Source organism: Sphingobacterium sp. MYb382, from assembly GCF_037572665.1.
Classification (GTDB): domain Bacteria; phylum Bacteroidota; class Bacteroidia; order Sphingobacteriales; family Sphingobacteriaceae; genus Sphingobacterium.
This window is the reverse complement of the sequence record NZ_JBBGZT010000024.1, coordinates 62,107-86,715: the sequence shown is the minus strand read 5'-3', so window position 1 is coordinate 86,715 and position 24,609 is coordinate 62,107. Positions and strand designations below refer to the sequence as shown.

Here is a 24,609-nt window from a genome sequence, read left to right as displayed (position 1 = left end):
GTTATGAATATTAGGAAATCTATACTTATGCGAGTGTACCTAGCGTTCGGGCTTATGGTGTTTGGTGCGTTTTTAGTTTTTGGAAAGCTGTTGCACTTGCAGTACGTCGATGGTGGCGAGTGGCGTGCAATGGTGGATAGCTTAACTATTCGCGAACGTGTAATTGAGGCCGCACGCGGGAATATTTATTCCAACGATGGTAGCTTGTTGGCGACTTCAGTTCCTGAATATGAGTTGCGTTTCGACGCGATGGCAATTCCGGAAGAGGAGAGTGATGTATTTAATTCGAAAGTGGATTCATTAGCCATTCGTTTGGCGAATTATTTTCAAGATAAATCGTCACGTCAATATTTGATGATGCTGAAAAATGCGCGTTCAAAAAAGCAGCGCTATACGTTGATAAAGCGTAATGTTTCGCATCAAGAGTTAAAAGAGATTAAGACTTTTCCGCTTTTTAAAACATTTAAAGAAGGAAAAAGAAAATATTCGAGCAGTTTAGTAAGTATTCGTGAGAACAAGCGTATTCTTCCTTTTACAAATTTAGCTGCCCGTACAATTGGCTATAAAAACACCAAGGGGGATACCGTTTTAGTTGGGTTGGAAGGTGCTTATGGTGATTATATAGACGGCAAGAGTGGTTCCCAGTTAATGCAGCGTATAGCTGGTGGATTTTGGGTCCCAATAAATAGAGCGGTAGAAGTAGCACCAGTTGATGGTTCTGATATCATCTCTACGCTTGACGTCAATATGCAAGATATGGCACAGCGTGCCTTAGAGAAGCAGTTGATTGCGAGTGACGCGGATAACGGTTGTGTGATACTAATGGAAGTGAAGACCGGTGAAGTACGGGCAATAGCCAACTTCACACGTGATTCGGAAGGGGTGTTTAGAGAGAAATACAACTACGCTATTGCACAAGGAGCCGATCCGGGATCGACATTTAAGTTAGCCAGTTATCTGGCTTTATTGGATGATGGCTATGTGGACCTAGGGTCTACGGTTGATATTGGAAATGGAACGTATAAAGTTCCTGCGCATACGATTAAAGATTCCCATGCGCCTAAAAAGTCGGTGCTTACGGTGTTAGAGGCTTTTGAAGAGTCTTCCAACGTGGCGGTGGCTAAATTGGTGAATACATACTACGGTGATAAACCGACGAAATATGTGGATAAGCTATATCAATTTGGATTAGCACAACCACTAGGGTTGCAAATTCCAGGCGAAGTGAAGCCTTGGGTTAAACGGCCAGATAGCAGAAGCTGGAGCAAACTATCGTTGGTGCAAATGGCATATGGTTATGAATTACGCTTAACGCCTTTGCAGACATTGATGTTGTATAACGCTGTTGCGAACGATGGTAAATTGGTGGCTCCTTTATTTGTAAAGGAGATTCGTCATTTGGGTAATACAGTGCAGCATTTTGAAGCACGCGTAGTGAGTAAGCAGATTGCATCTAAAGGAGCAATCGATAAGGCGAAGAAAATGTTAGAGGGGGTGATGACTGAAGGAACAGGTAAGAGGTTGAGCTCTCCTTTGTATACTTCGGCGGGTAAAACGGGTACGGCACAGATGAATGATGGCACAAAAGGATATGGAGCAAGACGTTATCAGTCTTCTTTCGCTGGTTATTTTCCAGCGGAGAATCCAAAATACTCCATCATTGTCGTTATTCGTAACCCAAGAAAAGGATATTATGGTGGCGCTATCGCTGGTCCAGTATTCAAAGAATTGGCCGATATGGTATATGCTAATGATATGTCATTGCATGGTACCTTGGATGCTAGAAAAGTGAATACGGCGGGAACGAAAGTACCATTGACGTTGGCAGGGTCAAAAGAAGCATCGACAAAAGTGTATGAAGAGCTGGGGTTACACCCTGCTAATTTGAATGCTTTGGTGCAGGGACGTGATTCGGCAGCGAAGTTATTACCATTTGCGGAATTGCAGGTTAAAGAAGGCGTAGTTCCCAACGTGTTGGGAATGGGCTTGTCGGATGCTGTTTTTGCGATGGAAAATGCAGGCTTCAAAACAAGAATAAGTGGGAAAGGACGTGTGGTAACACAGTCTTTGTTAGCAGGTGAGAATTTTAAAACGGGTACATCTATTAATTTGGTTTTAAACTAAAGCGATGAAGCTAAAAGAGTTATTACATGCGATTCCAGTAAAGCAACTGGAAGGACCTTTAGAGGTAACGGTTGAGGCTTTAAGCTTTGACTCACGAGCCGTGGCACAAGACAGTTTGTTTGTGGCGGTGCGTGGTGTGCATGTAGATGGACATAATTATATTGATAAAGCAATAGCGCTAGGAGCTACCGTTTTGGTATTGGAGGCTCTTCCTTTGCATTTGAAACCTGAAGTAACTTATGTGCTGGTTGACGACTCTTCCTATGTGTTGGGCTTGTTGGCTACTAATTTTTATGCTGATCCTTCGAAAGAGTTGAAGCTTGTTGGTGTTACGGGAACAAACGGTAAAACTACTGTTGCAACGCTTCTGTATAACTTATTTGAAAATTTAGGCTATCAGGTAGGATTGATTTCTACCGTTGAAAATAGAGTGGCTGGTCGCGTTATTCCTGCGACACATACTACACCTGATCCGATTGCATTAAACGCGTTATTGCGTCAGATGGTGGATGAAGGCTGTGATTACTGTTTCATGGAAGTTAGCTCGCATGCTATCGTTCAGCAGCGTATTGCAGGTCTCCGTTTTGCGGGTGGTATTTTCACAAACTTGACGCATGACCACTTGGACTTCCACGAAACGTTTGATAATTATATCAAAGCGAAGAAGAAGTTTTTCGATGATTTAGATCGCTATGCTTTCGCATTGACAAATCTAGATGACCGTAACGGTAAAATTATGTTGCAAAATACAGTAGCACATAAGAAAACCTATGGCTTACGTACAATGGCTGATTTTAAAGCTAAAATTACAGAAAGCCACTTTGATGGTATGTTGCTGCAAGTAGATACGCATGACCTTTGGGTGAAGTTAGTAGGTGGTTTTAACGCTTACAACTTATTAGCCGTTTATGGTGCCGCTATTTTATTGGAGCAAGAGACGATGAAAGTATTGATTGGTCTGAGCGAGATTAGCGGAGCTGAAGGTCGTTTTGAAACCGTTCGTTCGAAGGCAGGTATTGTTGGTATTGTGGATTATGCACATACGCCAGATGCTGTAGAAAACGTGTTAGAAACAATTAATGCGTTGCGTAAAACAGGGCAACAGATCATCACCGTACTTGGTTGTGGTGGCGATCGTGATAAAACGAAGCGCCCAGAGATGGCTGCTGTAGCCTGTAAAATGAGTGATAAATTTATCATTACGTCGGATAATCCTCGTACGGAAGACCCGATGGAAATTATAAAAGATATGGAAGCTGGTGTGCCTGCAGGCGCACGTAAGCATGTGCTTACCATTGCTGATCGTAAAGAAGCTATACGCACGGCTTGCCAATTGGCGCAGCCAGGTGATATTATTCTTGTGGCGGGCAAAGGGCACGAGAAGTATCAAGAGATTCAAGGCGTTCGTCAACATTTTGACGACCGTGAAATTTTAGAAGAGACGTTTAACGAACAATAATAAAGAAGAATGCTGTATTATTTATTTACTTGGTTACAAGAACATATGCATATTCCAGGTGCGGGGCTGTTTCAATACATCTCGTTCCGTACAGCTATTGCTGTTATTGTTTCGTTGATTATTACCACCGTTTATGGCGGACGATTAATCCAAGCTTTGCATAACAAGCAAGTGGGAGAGACGGTACGCGATTTAGGGTTGGAAGGAGAAAAACAAAAAGCAGGAACGCCAACGATGGGTGGATTGATCATCATTGCTGGTATTTTGATTCCTACTCTTTTGTTTGCCAAGCTAGACAATATCTATGTGCTTATCATGATTTTGACAACACTATGGATGGGAGCTATTGGTTTCTTGGACGATTATATTAAAGTATTTCGTAAAAATAAAGAAGGTTTAGCGGGTCGTTTTAAAGTTATTGGTCAGGTAGGTCTTGGTGTATTGATTGCTTTCACGATGTATTTCCATCCTGATATTGCTGTGCGCCAAGAGGTGAAAAATCCAACTTCTACAAAAGCTGTTGAAGTTATGGTGGATACGCAAACAGGCGAGCGTTATTACACGGAGAATGTGAAATCTACAAAAACGAATATTCCGTTCTATAAGAACAACGAGTTTGACTATTCGAAAGTGTTAAGCTCATTTGGCTTGACAAGTAGCCTGGCTACGTTTATTGTGTTTTTAATTGTTGTTGTATTTATTGTTACGGCAGTTTCCAATGGTGCTAATATTACCGACGGAATTGACGGGTTAGCGACAGGTACATCGGCTATTATAGGTATTACCTTGGCAATACTCGCTTATGTTTCGGGTAACGTTATTTTCTCGGATTACCTCAATATCATGTATATCCCTAATTCGGGAGAGTTGGTGATTTTTGCAGGTGCTTTTGTCGGGGCATGTACAGGCTTTTTATGGTACAATGCATATCCTGCTCAAGTGTTTATGGGGGATACAGGTAGTTTGACTATCGGAGGTATTATCGCTGCTTTTGCGATTTTAATCCGCAAAGAACTGTTGATTCCAATTTTATGTGGGGTTTTCTTGTTGGAAAATCTATCGGTGATTTTACAGGTTTCTTATTTCAAATACACGAAAAAGAAATACGGTGAAGGTAGACGTATCTTTTTGATGTCGCCTTTGCATCACCACTATCAGAAAAAAGGATATCACGAATCGAAGATCGTTATGCGTTTCTTCATCGTGTCTATCATATTAGCAATTTTGACAATCGTAACCTTAAAAGTAAGATAAGAGATGGGCAATATCGCACATACATACTATCCGCAATCAGGTTTTCTGGTTGTTTTGGGAGCTGGAGAGAGCGGTGTTGGTGCGGCTATCCTAGCGAAGGATAAAGGTTTTGATGTATTCGTTTCTGATAAAGGAGCTATAGCTACCGCTTATAAGGAACAACTGTTGGCTGAAGGCGTCGCCTTTGAAGAGTTGCAGCATTCGGAAGAACGAATTATGCAGGCCAATTTAGTGGTGAAGAGCCCTGGTATTCCAGAGCGTGCCCCATTGATTCAGGCGTTGCGTGGAGCTAATGTTCCGGTGATTTCGGAAATTGAATTTGCCGCGCAGTACACCGATGCTAAGTTATATTGTATCACAGGGTCTAATGGGAAGTCTACAACAACCATGTTGACCTATGCTATATTTCAAAATGCAGGTGTTAATGTAGGCTTAGCAGGTAATATTGGAAAGAGCTTCGCTTTGCAGGTGGCGCGTTCCAATTTTGATGTATACGTATTAGAGATTTCCAGCTTTATGTTGGACGATATGTATCATTTTAGAGCCGATGTGGCGGTAATCCTTAATATCACCCCCGATCATTTAGATCGCTATGATTATAAGTTGGAGAACTATGTTGCATCGAAGTTTAGAATGGTGCAAAACCAAACAGCGAATGATTACTTCATCTACTGTTTGGATGATGAAGAGACGATGAAAGGCTTGCCCTTACATCCGACGAAGGCGATTCATTTGCCTTTCACACAAAATGAGGTATTAGCCCTAGGGGCTTATCTCGACGAGGAGAGAAATATAGTTATTAACATACCAAATCAAAAAGAAGTATTTACCATGAATATTGAAGAGTTGTCATTACAAGGAAAACATAATGTTTTCAATAATATGGCGTCGGGACTGATGGCAAAAGCGCAAGAATTGCGTAATCAGGCGATGAAGGAGAGTATGGAGTCCTATGTAAACATTTCGCATAGATTAGAGCATGTTGCTTTTATTGGTGGTGTTAACTATATCAATGATTCTAAGGCTACCAACGTGAATTCTGTATGGTACGCTTTAGAGAGCTTTAGTTCCGATATCGTATTGATTATGGGAGGTGTTGACAAAGGGAATGATTACGAAATGTTGCGTGATTTAGTACGTGCTAAAGTAAAAGCTATCGTTTGTATTGGCACCGATACACTACGTATTAATGAGTCTTTTGAAGATGATACAGACGTAATCGTTAATAGTTCTTCTATGCAAGATGCTGTAGAGATTGCTTCCTATTTAGCAACAAAAGGTGATACGGTATTGTTGTCGCCAGCATGTGCTAGTTTCGATTGGTTTAAGAACTATGAAGAACGTGGCGACAAGTTCAAAGAAGCAGTAATGGCTTTATAAAATAATAGGGTATGATTGATCAAATCTTTAATAAGCTCAAGGGAGACAAGTGGATCTGGATTATTGTGATAGTCCTGTCTGGTTGGTCTTTGCTTGCAGTGTATAGCTCCGTTGGGACGCTTGCCTATAAAGAAGGTAAGGGGACGGAATTGTACCTGTTCAAGCATTTCTCTATCGTGGCCGTAGGTTTGATTTTAATGTATCTATCGCATAAGTTGGATTACCGTTATTATGCCGGTATTTCAAAAATGTTGATGATTGTTACGATACCACTTTTGCTGTTTACACTGATTGGTGGTAATAAAGTTAATGACGCAAGTCGTTGGGTAACTATCCCGGTGATTAACCAGACTTTCCAAACATCCGATTTAGCAAAATTAGCTTTGATAACCTTCTTGGCGCGTATGCTGTCGCGTAAGCAAGAAGATATTAAGGATGTTAAGAAGTCCTTTCTTCCGATTATGGGGGCCGTTTGTACCGTTTTTATTTTGATTGCATGGGCAAACTTGTCGACAGCTTTGATGCTGTTCGGGACTTGTATTTTATTGCTTCTAATAGGACGTATTAGTTTCAAGCAAATCATGATAGTGAGTGTCTGTGGCGCTTTCTTGTTGATTTTGGTCATGTTGATTGGTCCACGTCGTGCTACTTATATTAGTCGTATCGAGGGATTCTTTAAGAAGGAAGTGGTCGATAAGGAAGTTAACTTCCAAGAGGATAAAAACTACCAAGCGAACTTAGCGAAGATGACAATTGCGGGCGGAGAGTTCTTTGGTAAAGGTGCCGGGAATAGTGTTGGTCGTAACTTACTACCACACCCATATTCCGATTTTATCTTCGCCATTATTGTCGAAGAATACGGAACATTGGGAGGTGCCGTTTTGTTGTTCTTATACCTAGCGTTGATGTATCGTTGCATCCGTATTGTGACTTTAAGTCCACGAGCTTTTGGTGCTTTTTTGGCCGCAGGCTTGGGCTTTAGTTTGACGATTCAGGCATTGGCTAATATGGCAGTTGCTGTAGGTCTTGGTCCTGTGACGGGGGTGCCACTACCATTGGTAAGTATGGGGGGGACATCGATTTTGTTTACAAGTGTTGCACTCGGAATTATTCTGAGTGTGAGTAGAAATATTGAAGAGTTAAAAGATAAAGAAGAGTTAGTCGAACTACCGAAGCAAAAAAGGGTAGTCGTAGGAACAATTTAATATGGCACATAAAGTAATCATCAGTGGAGGCGGAACGGGGGGACATATCTTCCCGGCAATAGCGATAGCTAATGCGTTAAGACGTATGGAGCCCGAGGTGGAGATTCTTTTTGTTGGCGCTAAAGGACGGATGGAAATGGAGCGTGTTCCTGCGGCGGGCTATAAAATTGTAGGACTAACGATTCAAGGGATAGATAGAAAATCTTTGGTTAAAAACCTGCTTTTGCCATTCAAGCTATTAGGTAGTTTGTTGAAAGCTCGCCAAGTGATTAAAGAGTTTAAGGCTGATGTAGCAGTAGGTGTAGGAGGGTATGCTTCGGGACCGTTGCTCATGATGGCCAATTTTGTAGGCTTGCCTACATTGATTCAAGAACAAAACTCCTATGCGGGAGTAACAAATAAAAGGTTAGGCAAAAAGGCGAAAGCCATTTGTGTAGCTTATGAAGGGATGGAGCAATTCTTCCCGCAAGAGAAGCTCATTTTTACAGGCAACCCTATTCGACGCGAGTCGGTAGCGATAGCTGGAAAAAGAGAAGAAGCATTGGCTTCCTTTGGCTTGTCTAACGATCGTAAAACAATTTTAGTAACGGGCGGAAGTTTAGGTGCTAAGACATTGAACGATTGTGTGATTGGTGGATTTGAAGCATTAGAAAAGAGCCAGATTCAGGTGATTTGGCAATGTGGTTCTTACTATTACGAAGCATTGAAGGCGCAATTGGAGGGTAAGCTTCCTACAGGGATTGTGTTACTTCCATTTTTGCAACGCATGGATTATGCTTATGCCGCTGCTGATGTGGTTGTGTCACGTGCTGGTGCTGGAACTATTTCAGAGCTATGCGTTATTGGTAAGCCTGTTGTGTTGGTGCCTTCGCCAAATGTGGCTGAAGATCATCAAACGAAAAATGCACAAGCATTGGTTGGAAAAGATGCTGCCGTTTTGGTAGCCGACCGTGTGGCGAGAGAAGAGTTGGTCAATGCGGTTTTAAATCTGCTGGCTGATGAAGCGAAGTGCGAAGATTTAGGTAAGCATATTCAGCAGCTAGCCAAGCTAGAAGCGGATGAAGTTATTGCAAAAGAGGTGTTAAAATTAATAAAATAGAAGATGAATCTGGATCGTATAAAACGTGTGTATCTTCTCGGTATCGGGGGAATAGGGATGAGCGGACTTGCTCGTTACTTCAAGCATTTAGGCTGTGAAGTGCAGGGGTATGACCGTACGGAGACGGAGTTGACACAAGCTTTAGTTGCTGAAGGTATTGATGTTACTTATAGCGATGATTTATCGATACTCCCAGAAGCGTATAAAGCACCATCTGAAGAGACATTATTAATTTTTACACCAGCAGTACCGAAGGATTTGAAGTTGAAAAATTTCTTCATCGACCAAGGCTGCACTTTGTATAAACGATCAGAGGTGTTGGGCATTATCTCGGCAAGCCGCTTTACCATTGCGGTAGCGGGAACACACGGTAAGACGACGACTTCAACAATGATTGCGCATGTGTTGAAAGATTCTGGTTATGACTGTTCAGCCTTCTTGGGTGGAATAAGTACAAATTACCAGAGCAACGTATTGTACGGAGATAATAATGTAGTCGTAGTAGAGGCCGATGAGTATGATCGTTCTTTCTTAACGCTACATCCAAATATTGCCGTGGTAACTTCTGCTGACGCAGACCACTTAGATATCTATGGAGACGAGCGTCATTTGATAGAATCGTTCGAGTTGTTCTTAGGTCGTGTTGTTGCTGACGGAAAATCTATCGTTAAGAAAGGCTTGCCTTTCTCTGGGACGATTAGCTATGGACAGGAGAACACCTGCGATGCGTATGCTACAAACATCCGTGTTGAAAATGGAGAGTTCTACTTTGATTATATCTCGGAAGACTTGACCTTGACAGACCTACTTTTAGGTATACCAGGGATACATAATGTGGAGAATGCTGTAGCAACGATTACGGTAGCAAAACTATTAGGCATCGCTCCTGAAAAAATTAGAGCAGGTTTAAGCTCTTTCGCAGGGGTGAAACGTCGCTTTGAATATATTGTTCGTGAGCAAGGTGCTGTTTATATTGATGACTATGCGCATCATCCGGAGGAGTTAAGAGCCTTTTTGAGCTCTATGCGTAAGCTTTATCCAGCGAAGAAATTAACGGTTGTTTTTCAACCCCACTTGTTTAGCCGTACGCGTGATTTCGTAGATGGTTTTGCTGAAGTGTTGGCCTTAGCGGATACTTTATACTTGATGGAAATTTATCCTGCGCGTGAGCTTCCTATGGAGGGAGTAACTTCTACCTGGTTGCTGGATAAGATAAACTTAGCGGATAAGCGGGTTGTTAGTCCGGAAGAGTTATTGGAATTAGTAAAAACTGAGCAGCCGACTTTGTTGGTTACCGTAGGTGCTGGAGATATTGATAGAGTGGTGAAACCGTTGAAGCAAATTGTAGGTCAATATGCTTGAGACGGTTCGTAACATACCTTGGCGAATTGTAGGCTATGCCTCGTTAGCGATTGTGGCGCTTGTTGGCGTAGGCATGCTGATGAGCTTGGTGAATAAGAAGGATGCGACGCAAGTGTGTGCATCGTTGAAAGTGATGGTGGAAGGGAAGGAGACGTTCATTGATCAGCAAGATATTTCAAACTTGATTAAAACGCAGTATGGAAGAATTGTAGGTAGACCGTTGAATGAAATACCAGTGGAGCGCATTGAGCAGAGTTTGGCAAAATTGCCTTACGTGTCTGCGGCAGAGATTCACATGGATATGGACGGTGTGCTACAAGTGACTGTACAACAGCGAGAGGTTGTTTTGCGTGTCATTAATAAAAACGGTCAAGAGTATTATATTGATACAAAAGGGGCTAAGATCCCTGTTACTTTAAAATATGTTCCACATGTTTTAGTAGCGAGTGGAAATATTGCCGAAGGCTATAAAAAGCCATTAGATAGTGTAGAAACCCAGACGGTGAAAGATTTAGTCCAGATTGTGGATTATGTGAGTAAGGATGAGTTTTGGAGCAATCAAATTGTACAGCTCTACGTGAATGAGCAGCGAGATATTGAGGTTGTGCCTCGCGTAGGAACGCAGCAATTGGTGATTGGTAATGCAGATAATTTAGAAGGAAAGCTCAATAGAATTGAGGTTTTCTACAAGAATATCTTGCCAAAAGTAGGCGTAGATGCCTATGAACGCGTAAATGTCAAGTATGACGACCAAATAATATGTGAACGAAAGGGCACTTGGCGTTTAGACAGTTTACAATTGAAAATGAATTAGTAGTAAGACAGAAAATATACAGCAACAAATACACAGCATATGAAACCAAGATTAACAGAAAACGAAAAAGAGAATCCAATCATCGTTGGTTTGGATATCGGTACAACAAAGATTTGTGTGACAGTAGGGCGCCGTAGTGGTACAAACAAAATTGAACTTTTGGGTGTCGGTAAAGCAGAATCGTCGGGCGTGAACCGTGGCGTTGTTGCTAATATCCAGAAGACGGTGAGTAGTATTCGCGAAGCTGTTTCTATTGCGGAATCACAATCAAATGTGGATATTAAAGTTGTCAACGTTGGAATCGCTGGACAACACATTAAGAGTATTCAACACCGTGGTATTTTGACCAAAAAAGACTACGATGAGGTTGGCCGCTTAGATGTGGAGCAGTTGATTTCTGATATGTACAAGCTTGTTCTTCCTCCGGGAGAAGAGATTATTCATGTGTTGCCACAAGAATTTACTATCGATAACGAACCCGGCATTAAAGAACCTATTGGTATGGCTGGACGTCGTGTAGAGGCTAATTTTCATATTATCTCTGGACGTGTTACCGATATTCGCAATATCAAACGCTGTGTAGATAATGCGGATTTAGAAGTATCTTCTCTAGTCTTAGAACCTCTTGCATCATCCGAAGCTGTGTTGGATGAAGAGGAAAAAACTGCTGGTGTTGTCTTGGTTGATATCGGTGGAGGTACTACAGATGTTGCTATTTTCCATGAAGGTATTATCCGTCATACTGCTGTTATTCCTTTGGGTGGAAATATCGTGACGGAAGATATTAAACAAGGGTGTTCTGTGTTGCGTAATCAAGCAGAGCAATTGAAAGTGCGTTACGGATCTGCATTAGCGGATGAAAATAAAGATAATGAAGTGATTTGCGTACCCGGTATTCGTGGTCGTGAGTCTAAAGAGATTTCTGTTAAAAACTTAGCTTATATCATTCAAGCACGTATGGATGAAATTATTGAGCACGTTTATTACGAAATCAAGTCTTCAGGTTATGAAGATAAATTAATTGCTGGTATCGTTATCACGGGTGGTGGTGCGCAGTTGAAACACTTGGTGCAGTCTGTAGAATACATCACTGGTATTGGTTGTCGTATCGGTTACCCGAACGAGTATTTAGCAAAAACAGAGATGTTGAATAAACAAGCATTGGAAGAGCTGAAAAGCCCTATGTATGCAACATCTATTGGCTTGCTAATCAAGGGTGTACAAACTATCGAAGATGATGAGGCTACACAGCAAGAAGTTAATTTTAAAGGAAAAGTTAAAGACGAAAAGGTAACTGAAATCGCTGAAGAAAAACGTAAAAAAGAAAGTTGGTTTACCAAAATTCTATCTGATTTTATCAAAGACGATGCAGGTATCGATGATGATACTTTTATTGGAAAGCGGTAAGTTTTCCACAAATTATTGAGTTTTCCACATTTTAACAATTGTGGAAAACTCTTGTTCATATTTTGTTATTATTACATTGGAATTGTTGAACCCATATAGGTTTTGGGAGTGGTTCAGCATCAGCTAAATAGGATATTTTATGTCGATTCAATTTGAAATGTTAAAAGAGCAATCTTCAATAATCAAAGTTATTGGAGTTGGTGGTGGCGGTGGAAATGCCGTGAATCACATGTACAAGCAAGGGATAACAGGGGTGGATTTTATCGTTTGCAATACGGATGCGCAAGCCTTAGAACTGAGCCCTATTCCAAACAAGGTACAATTAGGAGTTAGTTTGACAGAAGGTATGGGTGCTGGTGCAGATCCTGATGTAGGTGAGAACTCGGCTATTGAAAGCATTGAGGATATCAAACGCATGTTGGGTACCAACACAAAGATGCTTTTTATCACAGCTGGTATGGGCGGTGGTACAGGTACTGGAGCAAGTCCGGTATTGGCTAAAGCTGCGCGTGAGCTGGGTATCCTAACTGTTGCTATTATTACTACTCCTTTTACATTCGAAGGGAAAAGACGTCGCTCACAAGCTGAAGAAGGCTTGGAAGAGTTACGCAAATATGTTGATTCCTATTTAGTGATTTCTAACGACAGATTGCGTGAAATCTTCGGTAACCTAACGATGACTGCTGCATTCGCGAAAGCGGATGATATCTTAACAACAGCTGCGAAAGGTATTGCGGAGATTATCACTATTCCTGGTTACCTAAACGTCGATTTTAAAGATGTGCGTACAGTTATGAATGATAGCGGTGTTGCTATTATGGGTAACGCTATCGCTACAGGCGAGAATCGTGCTATCGAGGCGGTAACAGGAGCTTTAGCATCTCCGTTATTAAAAGATAATGAAATTGAAGGTGCGCGTTACATCTTATTAAATATCACGTCTGGTAAAACAGAGGTGACTATGGATGAGGTAGCGATCATCACTGATTATATTCAAGAGAAAGCTGGTCTTTCTGCTGACTTAATTTGGGGTAACTGTATCGATGAGAAATTTGATGATGAACTTTCCGTTACAATCATCGCAACAGGATTTCAAACGACAGAGGAACGTGTGAAAGAAAAAGAGCAAGAAAAAATTGCTTTGCCTCTTGTTCCTGAGCCTACAATGAACCAGTTTGTAAAACCAGTAGTACAAAACCAATTTGCTGCTAGTCCAGCTGAAGCTGTTTCTGCAAACTCACCATATGTGAAGCCTGTTCAGAATGCGATGCCAGTAACTAGTCAAATGCCGACAAGCTCAGCAGATTTGTTTAGCTCACCAAAACCATTACAAACGGCAGTACATGCTGTAAGTGAGGAGTCTCATATTATTCGTCATACTTTGGATACACCAGAGCCTGAGGTTGAGGAGGCACCAATCGAGCATTCTGGGTTTGAGTTGAAGACATCGACTTCTATGTTTGAGTTCAAAATGCCAACGGTATTTGATGCTTACGAAACAAAGGAAGTAGCTGCTCCTGAAGCTTACGTACCACAAGAGGAATCTTTCTTCGCGAAAGAGCCTGTAGCTAGAGAAGTAGCACCAGAGCGTGAGATTGATTTTGAAGACCAATTGTTGAAAACGAAAGAGCGCATCTTACGTTTGAAAGAGTTGAGCATGAAATTAAAATCTAGCAATGGTTTACAAGAATTAGAAAATGAGCCTGCTTACAAAAGAAGACAGAAATCTTTAGATGATGTTCCACATTCTTCGCAATCTCAAGTGTCTCGTTTTACATTATCTTTTGATGATGGTGAAACTGAAATTAGACCAAACAATTCGTTCTTGCACGATAATGTAGATTAATAGTATCCTATTTATATAAAGGCCATCCCGACAGATGGCCTTTTTTTATGGCGTAACTTTTACATATCAATCCTGGGAAGTGATATCGTCTCTTTTGCTTGCTCTTCGTGTTGAGAACCGCCTTATTGAGCTAGTAGGGTAGGATGAGTAGCTGATAGCTTCTGTTTTTTTATTGCTATTTGCTGGGGGGAATTGTCGTGCTGCAATAGGGAATGCTGGTAGCTTTTGTTATATTTACGCTTGAAACTAACAGGTATTATATGTCGACTAAATTAAATAACCCGATTTGGGTGATGAGCTCCGCTTATGATAAATTAACGCTAGATCAGTTAATTGAAACTTCTGTGGGCGTTGGTGCACAGGGGGTAGATTTATGTGTGTTTAGAAAAGATGGTACACGTGAAGATCATACAGCAACGCATTTGGAGTATGATGGATTTACAAGCGAGCACGCAAAGAAGGTTTTAGATAAATTTAATGGTGCAGGTTTGCAATTGTCTTTAGGGGCTTTTGAAAACATGATTGGCGGTGATGAAGATCAGCGTGTACAGAATCAAAACCATTTGCTACGTTTAATCCGTATTGCTTACCTTTTGGGTGGTGATGCAAATGATGTTAAAGTAGGAACTTTCGTTGGTTACAACCATGCTTTAGGGAATGAAATTGATGGCTTTCAGAAAAATTTAGATGAATATAAACGTGTTTTCGAACCTATCGTTAAGTATGCCGAAAGCTTAGGCGTAACGATTGTTTATGAAAACTGTCCGATGGAAGGATGGCGCTCTTCGCGTTACTCATCTACTTATAACAATTTGCCGGGCGTATTAGCTGCTCGTAAGTTGATGTACAGCCTTATTCCAAGTAAAGCACATGGCGAGATTTATGATCCTTCGCATGATATTTGGCAAAATACAAACCCAGTAGATGTCATTGAGGCTACGGATATCAGCCGCTTGAAGCGCATCCATGTGAAGACAACGCGTAATTTGAAAACTGCCGCTCGCGTAGATTGGGGAGGTATGTACCCAATGCAGCATGTAAATGAAGATTTAGCGCGTTTGGCAGGTGTTAGCATTCCACAGCATGACTGGGATCGTCATCATTATGAGGCTATGTTGCCAGGTTTTGGGGGTACAGATAATATGGACTGGAATGATTTCGTAACTACCTTACATGGAAAAGGGTTCTCAGGGCCTTTTGAAATTGAAAACGAAGCGAAGAACTCTAAGGATACACAAAATATTGCAGCCACCAATCAAGGCTTTAAAAACTGTATTGGTTTCTTAGCTCCTTTGTTGTGGGATTTAGATCCACAAGCTGGTTACCGTTTTCCTGGCGCTAAGCCACTTTCGGTACCAACCTATGCTGACGTGCCAGAAGTAACAATAGATAAGCTGTAATACAGCTTATCCAGGCTCTTCCGTATGGAGCTTATAAAGCTCGATCAATTCAGGGATATTATTAACACTGAGTTTTTCAAAGATTCGACTTTTATAGGTACTCACTGTGGAAGAGCTTAAATCCAATAAGGTTGCTACCTCCAGGATTCCCAATCCTTTGATGAGGTGTTTTGCCACATCCACTTCGCGGTTTGAAAGTTTATTAATCGGATTATTCTTGTTGTACGAAGATTTGCTTGTCGTCAGTTTCTGAACGTAAAGTTCTTTCACATGTTCAGACATATACTTACCGCGTGTCATAATGCTTGAAATGGCATTATTAAGCTCGCTCATCGCTGTATTCTTATTCAAATACCCACAGGCACCAGCGCTAATATAGCGTAGCGCATAAAGGCTCTCATCATACGAGGAGAATACCAAAATTTTAACTGATGGTTGAATATCCAAAACTTCTTTAATCACTTTGATATTATTTCCGCCCGGCATGTTGATGTCAAGTAGAATTAAGTCAAAAAGCTCCTTTTTTAGAAGTTGATATACCTCTGGATACGTTTGTGCTTGAAAGATTTCCGCTTGCGGAAAATTCTCTTTAATAATCACCGAGGCGCCTAACCGTACAATGCTATGGTCGTCAGCTATTAATATTTTCTTCATTTACATTCGAAAACAGCGGGTTTGATATGAGGATGGAGGCTTAAGGCCCCTTCTAGTAACAAATTTAATAAAAAAACTTACAATAGGTTGTACGAAGATAATTAGATTTCTTAAAAAACTTGAAATTTGACTAAAAATTAGCAAATTTGTTTATTAATAACTTTAATAGACAAAATATGGGATTTTTTAAAGAATTTAAAGAGTTCGCCATGCGCGGCAATGTTATCGACCTGGCAGTCGGTGTGGTTATCGGTGGTGCTTTTGGTAAAATCGTAACGTCACTCGTTGACGATATCGTTATGCCTGCCATTGGTGTGGTTATCGGTAAAGTTGATTTTTCTACCTTTAAGTACGTTATCACGGAAGCCAATGCCGCAACAGGAGCAACAGAAGTTGCTATTCGTTATGGTAGTTTTATTAACGTGATTGTTCAGTTTACAATTATTGCTTTCTGTATTTTCTTAGTAATTAAAGGCTTAAATTCATTAAGCAAAGAAAAACCAACAGAACCTGCTGCAGAGCCTGCACCATCCAAAGAAGAGTTATTATTGACCGAGATCCGGGACTTATTGAAAAAATAAGTAGCCTTCTAGGTTGTTTATTCGCATGATACATTGGGTTTTTAGATTTTATTTCAAAGAATACTTGTGTAATTTCTAAATAAACTGTAATTTTGCGTTCCCTTGTAGGGAGATAAATTGATCACAAAATATTAATATAAGCATAATAGCGTCATGAAAAGAACATTTCAGCCTTCGCAAAGAAAAAGAAGAAATAAACACGGATTTAGAGAGCGCATGAGTTCTGCTAACGGTAGAAGAGTACTTGCATCTCGTAGAGCAAAAGGCAGAAAACGCCTTACTGTTTCTGACGAATACCGTCACAAAGGATAGTAAAATTTGCCGGTGACTCGATCCGAGCTGTTTAGCTGGCAACTGGTCATCATGAACTATACATTTACAAAAGAAGAACGATTATGTAGCAAGAGGCTTATTGATAGTCTTTTCCATAATGGTTTTTCTTTTGTTTTGTATCCTTTCCGAGTGGTGCTTCAACCGCTTCCTAAAGAATCCCTACCGCGTCCTGTACAGTGCATTATATCCGTACCCAAAAGACGGTTTAAGCACGCTGTGGATCGTAACCTCCTAAAAAGAAGGATGCGTGAAGCCTATCGTTTACAAAAGACGGATCTCTACGTTTTTCTTGAAGAACATTCCTTAAATTCGCTTATCGCTTTTCAGTATGTTGGGAAAGAGGAAGTTCCTTTTGCCTATATGCAGGAACGTATGGGACTCTTGATTACTAAAATAAAGGATGAAGTTACTACACGTTGTTTGGGAAAAACTGATTAAATGGCCACTACGTGTGCTGTTTGTTCTGATTATTCGCTTTTACCAGCGTTTTATATCTCCTTTTTTGGGAGCCAATTGCCGTTATACCCCCACTTGTTCTCAATATAGTAAAGAAGCCATTTTAAAATATGGCCCTTTTAAAGGTGGTTGGTTGGCCATTAAAAGAATTTTAAGCTGTAATCCTTGGGGTGGTCATGGTCATGACCCAGTCCCATAATTTTAATGTATGAAAGAGGTCTATATCTTGCAGATTGAAACGGCTACGCCAGATTGTTCGGTGGCTGTCAGTAAAAATGGTGTTTGTATTGCAGAGATTTCGGGAGCATCCCCAAATATGCATGCCAGTCATTTGACGGTTTTCGTAGATGAAGTATTGGCACAAGCAGGAATTTCGAAAGCTATGCTTGCTGCTGTGGCTGTAAGTATGGGGCCAGGTTCTTATACAGGCTTACGTATTGGCGTGTCTGCGGCCAAAGGCTTATGTTATGCTTTGGATATACCTCTTTTAGCTATTAACACCTTAGACGCTATGTTAGCTGGTTTTATTGGCCAAGGGCAAACAGTCGTGGGAGCCGACAGTCGTTTGTTACCGATGATTGACGCACGCCGAATGGAGGTATATACTGCGGTATATGATCAGCAAGGCAATGTTTTAGCGCCTACTGAAGCTAAGATTGTTGATGAGACGTCTTTCGGTACAACGGGTGATTTTATCCTTTTTGGTAGTGGTGCTGATAAATTTGTTCCCCTTTTTGAAGGGCAGGAGCATATCCGTATTGTCACTGAATTTCATAATGCAGCAGGCCATTTCTCGGCAAATGCTTACCAGAAGTTTGAGGCAGGTCTATTTGAAGATTTAATTTATTTTGAACCCTTCTATCTTAAAGATTTTATGGTTTCAACACCTAAAAAACGCTAGTTAAAGCCATCGTTTGCGCTTAAACCAGAAATAGATGATAAGCGCTAACATAACCATGAGTAGCATGATAAGTGGGTAGCCGTAATCCCATTCCAGTTCGGGCATATTACGGAAGTTCATGCCATATACACCCACGATAAAGGTTAGTGGCATAAAGAACACCGATATAATCGTCAAGGTGCGCATAATATCATTCGTATGGTTGGATTCCATGTTGAAGTAGATACTGAGCAATTGCGATGTGTTCTCGGCACTATTTCGATACAAGGTAGTCGCACGGGCATAGATATCCTTCAAGTCTTGTGTATAGACATTCTTAAAGGCCGATAGATGAAAGAAGTCTACGATGTCTTGGTATAACGTCAGGATAATACGAATGTGATCCGTTTGTCTTTTGATATAGTACAGTTGCCTAACAAAATTCTTTTTCCTCTTCTTAAGAAATACAATCTCCTCATAGCTGTCTAGTTGAATATTAAGCTTATTGATAACGAGGTTTTCAAAGGTTTTTAATGCTTCAGCCGTTAAGTGATTGATGAAAAATTTACTCGTATGTAATTTGCTAGGCTTAAATGTCTCGGCTATTTTTTCAAGGTAGTCGATTCTCCCACGGTGTACAGTGATGATATAATCTTCGCTAAAAAAGACAGATACGCGTTCTGTTATCTCCGTCAGGGTGTCGGCAAAGTTATCAAATGAGGTAGGTATGGATCGAATAATCAGAAAATAATAATTATGAAACTCTTCTATTTTGGGAAGTTGTCCGATTTGTAGACAATCATCGATGGAAGCGTCATGTAGATGGAACTGTTCTTTGAGTACAAGAAGCTCCTCTCTCGTCGGATCTTGAACATCAATCCACTGAAAGGGTGTATTCATCTTTTTTTCTAGAATCGTTCTTACCATACATTTTGGGAGCTAGTTTACGACAAATTACGAATCAATTTGAACATAAACAAACAGGGGCTTCATCGCGATTGCGTTAAGCCCCTGTTTCTATTTAAAAGTCGAAAGACTATTTTTTGTCTTTCGTTTGTTTGCTTTTGTATTCTTTGTTCAACGACTCAATAACGCTGTTAGTGATGTCCAATTTAGAATCAGCATATAAAACAGTTGGGTTTGATTTAGAGTACGTCAACACCAATGTGTAGCCATTCTCTTCCGCATGTCTTTTTAAGTATTCTGTGATTGCGTTGTATACGTTGTTGAATTCGGCACTTTCATCTTGAGCGATAGAAGAAGAAGCATTTTGATCTAAACGGCCAAGCTCATCTTGTTTACGTGCTAATTTCTCTTCTGTAGCTTGACGCTCTGAAGCGCTCATACCACCAGCTTTTTGTTGGTATTCTGCTACTTCACGTTGGAATGCCTGTCCTTTAGCTTGCAAGTCGCCTTGTGCTTTTTTGACTTTAGCTTCCATTTTAGTTCTAATGTCTTTGAAGTATTCATATTTTTCAGAAAGAGAGTCCGAATTGATGTAAACAATTTTTTCTTCTTTCGCTGCTGTCGTTGCTACTGTTTTTGTTGAATCAGAAGAAGATGCTGCTCCTGTTTTAGCACCTTGGTTGCAGGCAACTACCGTAGCAGTTAACGCAAGACCTAAAGATACTTTTGATAAGGTTGTAAATAGTTTATTCATTATTTTTTTAGTTTTTCCATGTTCAAAAAACAAACCTAATATAAAAAAATTAAATATTCAGTACGTGGCATGTATTCTTGCTAAAAAAGATGCTTTTTTGTACCCTCCTAACTGCGTAAATAGATTGTTGAATGTTCGGTTTTTAGGTAAAAATTTCGTATATTTGAATGTTAAACAGTAGTCATTTTAATTTAATTTCATGGGCGAAGAAAACAAAAACACATCAACGTATTCGGCGGATAATATCCAGGTATTAGAGGGGTTAGAAGCAGTACGTAAGAGGCCTTCCATGTATATTGGGGATACGGGTGTAAAAGGCTTACACCACCTGGTATACGAGGTTGTGGATAACTCCATTGATGAGGCCGTTGCTGGATATTGTACAGATATCTATGTTACCATCCATCAGGATAATTCGATTTCTGTGAAAGATAATGGTCGTGGTATTCCTACGGGCATTAACAAAAAAGAAAATAAATCAGCCTTGGAGCTCGTTATGACGATTCTCCACGCGGGTGGTAAATTTGATAAAGATACCTACAAAGTTTCCGGTGGTTTGCACGGTGTGGGGGTTTCCTGTGTGAATGCCCTATCTACACACTTGTCGGCCGTAGTACATCGTGATGGTCAAATTTTTCAACAAGAGTATGAAAAAGGAAAACCTATGTACGAAGTTAAAGCCATTGGTGTAAGTGATATTACGGGTACCATTGTAACGTTCCATCCAGATCCGGAGATCTTTACCATGACCACTACGTACAACTACGATACCTTGGCTAACCGTTTACGCGAGTTAGCATTCTTGAATAAAGGTGTTCGTTTGTCATTAACTGATGAGCGTGAGGTCGTAGAGAATGGTGCTTTTAAATCGGATGAATATTACTCTGAAGGTGGTCTTCAGGAGTTTGTTAAGTTCTTAGATGGAACGAGACACTCGCTTATTCCTGATCCTATCTATGTTGAAGGTATCAAGCAAGGTATTCCTGTCGAGTTGGCTTTACAGTACAACGATACGTATGCGGAGAATGTACATTCTTACGTAAACAATATTAATACGATTGAAGGAGGTACACACGTAGCAGGTTTCCGTCGTGGATTAACACGTACGTTGAAAGCTTATGCGGATAAGTCTGGTTTACTGAAAAACTTAAAAGTAGATATTACTGGTGATGATTTCCGTGAGGGATTAACAGCTGTAATTTCTGTTAAAGTTGCAGAGCCTCAGTTTGAGGGACAGACGAAGACCAAATTAGGAAATAATGAGGTGATGGGTGCGGTAGATATGGCTGTAGGCGAAATTCTAGGTGCTTACCTAGAAGAGAACCCACGTGAGGCTAAAACTATCGTACAGAAAGTTGTTATTGCCGCTCAAGCGCGTGCGGCAGCACGTAAAGCGCGTGAGCTTGTACAACGTAAAACGGTAATGGGTGGATCTGGTTTGCCAGGTAAACTAGCCGATTGTTCTGATAGTGATCCAAAACAATGTGAAATTTTCTTCGTCGAGGGAGATTCCGCGGGTGGTACGGCAAAACAAGGCCGTGACCGTCGTTTTCAAGCAATCATGCCACTACGTGGTAAGATCTTGAACGTAGAGAAAGCAATGGAGCATAAGATCTACGAAAACGAAGAGATCAAGAACATGTTCACCGCATTAGGGGTGAGTGTCGGAACAGCTGAAGATTCTAAAGCACTTAACATAGAGAAACTACGCTACCATAAGATTGTCATCATGACGGATGCGGATGTGGATGGTTCCCACATTGCAACATTAATTTTGACGTTCTACTTCCGTTATATGAAAGAGCTTATCGAAAAAGGATACGTCTATATCGCTACGCCTCCTTTATATATGGTGAAGAAAGGTAAAGAGTTTGAATATGCATGGAACGAAGATCAGCGTCTTTCTGCTATCCAGCGCCTGAAAGGTGGTGGTAAAGAAGATTCTGTTCACGTACAGCGTTATAAAGGTCTTGGAGAGATGAATGCGGAGCAGTTGTGGCAAACGACTATGGATCCTGAGCACCGTACTTTACGTCAGGTGACGATTCAGAATGCTGCAGAGTGTGATCGTATCTTCTCTATGTTGATGGGTGATGAGGTTGCTCCTCGTCGAGACTTTATCGAGCGTAATGCCCGTTATGCACGTATTGACATCTAAAATATTCGTTAACACGCTATAAATTGGAAATCCCAACCTTTTAGGTTGGGATTTTTATTTGTACCTTGTTGTAACATATAAAATAGGTTTATGTCGAATATAGATTTTATACATGAAGAGAAAGCTGCTAATATTGGCAACTTTTTGGTCGGTCGTTTATTGCCTTTTCGGCAGAAGAGATCTATCGGTCCTTTTGTCTTTATTGATCATATGGGGCCTACCTGTCTAGCAGATTATGAAAACTTAGATGTTCCACCACATCCACATATAGGCTTATCTACGCTAACGTATTTATTTGATGGCGCTATTATGCATCGCGATAGTATGGGCAATGAGCTTGTTATTGAGCCTGGTGCAGTAAACTGGATGACTGCCGGTAAGGCTGTCACTCACTCGGAGCGTACGCCCGAATATTTACGCCATAAAGATAAGTTCTTACATGGATTGCAAATTTGGGTGGCTTTGCCGAAGGATCTTGAATTTATGAATCCTGAGTTTTCTCATATTGAACAAAAAGATATTCCCCATTGGGAAGAGAACGGTGTAAGCTACCGTCTGATTGCTGGTGAAGCATTAGGTAAGAAATCTCCCGTGCCCGTATATTCTCCGCTCTATATGATAGAGATAAAAACAGAGGAGGAGCGGCTTATAGATATTGGTAGTCATCTTTTTGGAGAGAGTGGTCTTTATATCCTTGAAGGAGCTGTTCGTAGCCAGGATCACCGTTATGGAGAGAAGCAGATTCTTATCACTACGGATGCGAGTCTTTGTAGTTTTACTTTAGAAGCCAATAGTACGGTTTATATCTTTGGCGGTACCCCATTTCCGGAGGAACGTTTTATCTCATGGAATTTTGTGGCTACCAGTAAAGACACGCTGGAGGAAGCTAAGGAAAAATGGCGTAATCATGAATTTCCAAAAGTACGCAACGATGATGGCTATGTTCCTTTGCCGGAATCTCGCTTTTAGCAATTCAATCGTATAATTACTACTTTTTAGTATTGGGATTGTTTATTTTAAGTGATAAACAATCCCAATGCTGAAATTCCAGAGGTTATTGAAATTTAAAGACTTCGTGTTTTTTACGTAGTTTATTAAATGTTTTTCCGTGGTGCCTACCTCATAATAGGCGCCTATTTTTTTATAGCGTATTTCGCTACCGGCAAATAAGCCCAGTTGTAATGAGGTCGGGAAATAGTAATAGCCCTTATCATAGTAATCGGGCAAGCCTAAGAAATATTGCTCTCCAAAGGAGTAATTTAAAAACATTCCTGTATGAAGCCAGTTTACTTTAATATCATTTTCATACGCACGATTGATGGGCGCGAACTTCGCTTTCAATGTAATGGAGTTGATAGGGTCATCGGCATACTTGGCAGGAACAAAACCATACATTAAATCCCCCTTCCATTTTTCATTTTTACTGACGTAGCCTATTCCTGCAGATATGAACCCGATGTTTCCAGCATGTTGAACCTTCACATTGTCGGGCATTACTTTATAGAGCCAGCTTTTCTGTTGTTCTTGGGCCATAGTGCTGCCATACGCCAAATAGGCGATTAAAAATAGAATAATCTTCTTCATTAAAAATAGCGTATTTCTTGGGAAACATCTTCGCCGTCCACAGATACTTTTACATAGGAACGGTAGAGTAAAGTTGGTGCAATTAAGTAGTCTAAGTCATCGCCATAAGGGCGTACAAATTCATATGAATGGGTGTGGCCATGTATGGAATAACGTGCCTTTGGATGGCTTGTTAGCACCTTATAGAAAGCATCTACTTTGCTAGGGTCAAAATCTGACGACATCGGAGGCACATGCGATAAGTAGAATATATTACGAATAGTGTCGTTGGTGTTTTTTATCTCTCCCTCTATCCATTCCAAGTTGGGTAGTGTGCCATCAAAGGCCAATTCTCTAGAATTGTTATTAAAAACAATAAACTTTGTCCGTCCGTAGTTGAAGCTAAAGTTTTCGGGGCCAAAGTATTTACGAAATATCTCTCTTCCGTTGCCCAGCATATCATGATTCCCGATTACGCCAACGACAGGGAACTTTATTTTCTTGATGATATCATAGTAGTAATTGTACTCAAAGTTGGCTCCATAGTCAGTAAAATCACCTCCATGGAGAATAAAGGAGATACTGTCGTCGTCTATCTTATTGGCATGTTTAACGAAATCTGCGAGTTCATCATAGGCTATTTGTGTGTCAGCTATGATTAAGAAACTGAATTTGTCGTGTATAGGAAGTTGTTTTATTTCATTGATAGCCGTCAGATTTAAATCGCGTGCTAAGGGTTTTACTTCCAACACAGAGTATTGAAAGTAACGATCACAGGATGTTGTGGAGATAAAAATGATTAAAGAGCATATGATGCTTAAATAAATACGCATTATGAAACTGATTCTTGGATTTGACTTTAAAGAACTACAATGTTAATTATTAATTTTTTAACTATTGTAATCAAAAAGTCAATAAAAAAGTACAATCAAAAAAAATCCCCAACCTTGCGATTGGGGATCTTCTATGATTTA

23 protein-coding genes are annotated in these 24,609 nt (G+C 40.5%); 18 read left to right on the top strand and 5 right to left on the bottom strand.

Features of this window, described 5'->3' with window-relative positions:
- Positions 1 to 3: 3 nt before the first annotated feature.
- The 11 genes from WH223_RS11040 to WH223_RS10990 all read left to right on the top strand — a co-directional run bounded on the left by WH223_RS11040 (position 4) and on the right by WH223_RS10990 (position 15,350).
- Positions 4 to 2,124 carry a penicillin-binding protein gene (locus tag WH223_RS11040; protein WP_340047706.1) on the top strand — a complete coding sequence of 707 codons (2,121 nt, stop codon included), beginning with the start codon at positions 4 to 6 and terminating at the stop codon, positions 2,122 to 2,124.
- Positions 2,125 to 2,128: 4 nt separating this feature from the next.
- Positions 2,129 to 3,583 (top strand): UDP-N-acetylmuramoyl-L-alanyl-D-glutamate--2,6-diaminopimelate ligase, encoded by a 1,455-nt coding sequence (locus WH223_RS11035; RefSeq protein WP_340047704.1) that lies wholly within the window; start codon positions 2,129 to 2,131, stop codon positions 3,581 to 3,583.
- A 9-nt stretch (positions 3,584 to 3,592) separates the two neighbouring features.
- Positions 3,593 to 4,837, top strand: a complete 1,245-nt coding sequence (mraY, locus tag WH223_RS11030) for a phospho-N-acetylmuramoyl-pentapeptide-transferase (protein WP_340047702.1) — start codon at positions 3,593 to 3,595, stop codon at positions 4,835 to 4,837.
- Positions 4,838 to 4,840: 3 nt separating this feature from the next.
- On the top strand, positions 4,841 to 6,217 hold the full coding sequence (gene murD / locus WH223_RS11025) for a UDP-N-acetylmuramoyl-L-alanine--D-glutamate ligase (protein ID WP_340047701.1): 1,377 nt from the start codon (positions 4,841 to 4,843) through the stop codon (positions 6,215 to 6,217).
- Positions 6,218 to 6,228: 11 nt separating this feature from the next.
- Positions 6,229 to 7,422, top strand: coding sequence for an FtsW/RodA/SpoVE family cell cycle protein (locus WH223_RS11020; protein WP_340047700.1), 1,194 nt, complete (start codon positions 6,229 to 6,231; stop codon positions 7,420 to 7,422).
- A 1-nt stretch (position 7,423) separates the two neighbouring features.
- Positions 7,424 to 8,521, top strand: coding sequence for an undecaprenyldiphospho-muramoylpentapeptide beta-N-acetylglucosaminyltransferase (gene murG, locus WH223_RS11015; RefSeq protein ID WP_340047699.1), 1,098 nt, complete (start codon positions 7,424 to 7,426; stop codon positions 8,519 to 8,521).
- 3 nt (positions 8,522 to 8,524) lie between these two features.
- Complete coding sequence (gene murC, locus WH223_RS11010) at positions 8,525 to 9,883, top strand: UDP-N-acetylmuramate--L-alanine ligase (RefSeq protein WP_340047698.1); 1,359 nt, start codon at positions 8,525 to 8,527, stop codon at positions 9,881 to 9,883.
- Positions 9,876 to 10,697, top strand: a complete 822-nt coding sequence (locus WH223_RS11005; protein WP_340047697.1) for a cell division protein FtsQ/DivIB — start codon at positions 9,876 to 9,878, stop codon at positions 10,695 to 10,697. Before murC ends, WH223_RS11005 begins: the two co-directional genes overlap by 8 nt.
- 39 nt (positions 10,698 to 10,736) lie before the next feature.
- Positions 10,737 to 12,104, top strand: a complete 1,368-nt coding sequence (ftsA, locus tag WH223_RS11000; protein ID WP_340047696.1) for a cell division protein FtsA — start codon at positions 10,737 to 10,739, stop codon at positions 12,102 to 12,104.
- Between the two features lie 139 nt (positions 12,105 to 12,243).
- On the top strand, positions 12,244 to 13,950 hold the full coding sequence (gene ftsZ, locus WH223_RS10995; protein ID WP_340047695.1) for a cell division protein FtsZ: 1,707 nt from the start codon (positions 12,244 to 12,246) through the stop codon (positions 13,948 to 13,950).
- A gap of 260 nt (positions 13,951 to 14,210) precedes the next feature.
- Positions 14,211 to 15,350, top strand: a complete 1,140-nt coding sequence (locus tag WH223_RS10990) for a sugar phosphate isomerase/epimerase family protein (protein ID WP_340047694.1) — start codon at positions 14,211 to 14,213, stop codon at positions 15,348 to 15,350.
- Positions 15,351 to 15,356: 6 nt separating this feature from the next.
- On the opposite strand, the gene WH223_RS10985 is transcribed toward WH223_RS10990, so the two are convergent.
- Entirely contained in the window at positions 15,357 to 16,004 is a 648-nt protein-coding gene (locus tag WH223_RS10985) for a response regulator transcription factor (protein WP_340047693.1), read from the bottom strand.
- Between the two features lie 176 nt (positions 16,005 to 16,180).
- On the opposite strand from WH223_RS10985, the gene mscL reads away from it, so the two are divergent.
- The 5 genes from mscL (at position 16,181) to tsaB (ending at position 18,275) form a co-directional block, all read left to right on the top strand.
- Positions 16,181 to 16,585, top strand: a complete 405-nt coding sequence (mscL, locus tag WH223_RS10980; protein ID WP_340047692.1) for a large-conductance mechanosensitive channel protein MscL — start codon at positions 16,181 to 16,183, stop codon at positions 16,583 to 16,585.
- Between the two features lie 153 nt (positions 16,586 to 16,738).
- A complete protein-coding gene (rpmH, locus tag WH223_RS10975; protein WP_075991291.1) occupies positions 16,739 to 16,897 on the top strand; it encodes a 50S ribosomal protein L34 in 159 nt (52 codons plus the stop codon).
- Positions 16,898 to 16,948: 51 nt separating this feature from the next.
- A complete protein-coding gene (locus WH223_RS10970; protein WP_340047689.1) occupies positions 16,949 to 17,356 on the top strand; it encodes a ribonuclease P protein component in 408 nt (135 codons plus the stop codon).
- Positions 17,319 to 17,573, top strand: a complete 255-nt coding sequence (gene yidD / locus WH223_RS10965) for a membrane protein insertion efficiency factor YidD (protein WP_340047688.1) — start codon at positions 17,319 to 17,321, stop codon at positions 17,571 to 17,573. Before WH223_RS10970 ends, yidD begins: the two co-directional genes overlap by 38 nt.
- Before the next feature lie 9 nt (positions 17,574 to 17,582).
- Positions 17,583 to 18,275, top strand: a complete 693-nt coding sequence (gene tsaB, locus WH223_RS10960) for a tRNA (adenosine(37)-N6)-threonylcarbamoyltransferase complex dimerization subunit type 1 TsaB (protein ID WP_340047687.1) — start codon at positions 17,583 to 17,585, stop codon at positions 18,273 to 18,275.
- On the opposite strand, the gene WH223_RS10955 is transcribed toward tsaB, so the two are convergent.
- Together WH223_RS10955 and WH223_RS10950 are read right to left on the bottom strand one after the other, a co-directional pair.
- A complete protein-coding gene (locus WH223_RS10955) occupies positions 18,276 to 19,154 on the bottom strand; it encodes a CorA family divalent cation transporter (RefSeq protein WP_340047685.1) in 879 nt (292 codons plus the stop codon).
- Between the two features lie 136 nt (positions 19,155 to 19,290).
- Positions 19,291 to 19,914: an OmpH family outer membrane protein gene (locus WH223_RS10950; protein ID WP_340047684.1), complete on the bottom strand. Its 624-nt coding sequence runs from the start codon at positions 19,912 to 19,914 to the stop codon at positions 19,291 to 19,293.
- Positions 19,915 to 20,113: 199 nt separating this feature from the next.
- Here WH223_RS10950 and gyrB point away from each other — a divergent pair, with 199 nt between their 5' ends.
- Both gyrB and WH223_RS10940 read left to right on the top strand, forming a co-directional pair.
- Complete coding sequence (gene gyrB / locus WH223_RS10945) at positions 20,114 to 22,072, top strand: DNA topoisomerase (ATP-hydrolyzing) subunit B (RefSeq protein ID WP_340047683.1); 1,959 nt, start codon at positions 20,114 to 20,116, stop codon at positions 22,070 to 22,072.
- Positions 22,073 to 22,162: 90 nt separating this feature from the next.
- Positions 22,163 to 23,041 (top strand): pirin family protein, encoded by an 879-nt coding sequence (locus WH223_RS10940; RefSeq protein WP_340047682.1) that lies wholly within the window; start codon positions 22,163 to 22,165, stop codon positions 23,039 to 23,041.
- Between the two features lie 42 nt (positions 23,042 to 23,083).
- On the opposite strand, the gene WH223_RS10935 is transcribed toward WH223_RS10940, so the two are convergent.
- Both WH223_RS10935 and WH223_RS10930 read right to left on the bottom strand, forming a co-directional pair.
- On the bottom strand, positions 23,084 to 23,656 hold the full coding sequence (locus WH223_RS10935) for a hypothetical protein (protein WP_340047681.1): 573 nt from the start codon (positions 23,654 to 23,656) through the stop codon (positions 23,084 to 23,086).
- Positions 23,656 to 24,468: a metallophosphoesterase family protein gene (locus WH223_RS10930; protein ID WP_340047680.1), complete on the bottom strand. Its 813-nt coding sequence runs from the start codon at positions 24,466 to 24,468 to the stop codon at positions 23,656 to 23,658. The genes WH223_RS10935 and WH223_RS10930 overlap by 1 nt, the downstream gene beginning before the upstream one ends.
- Positions 24,469 to 24,609 lie beyond the last annotated feature (141 nt).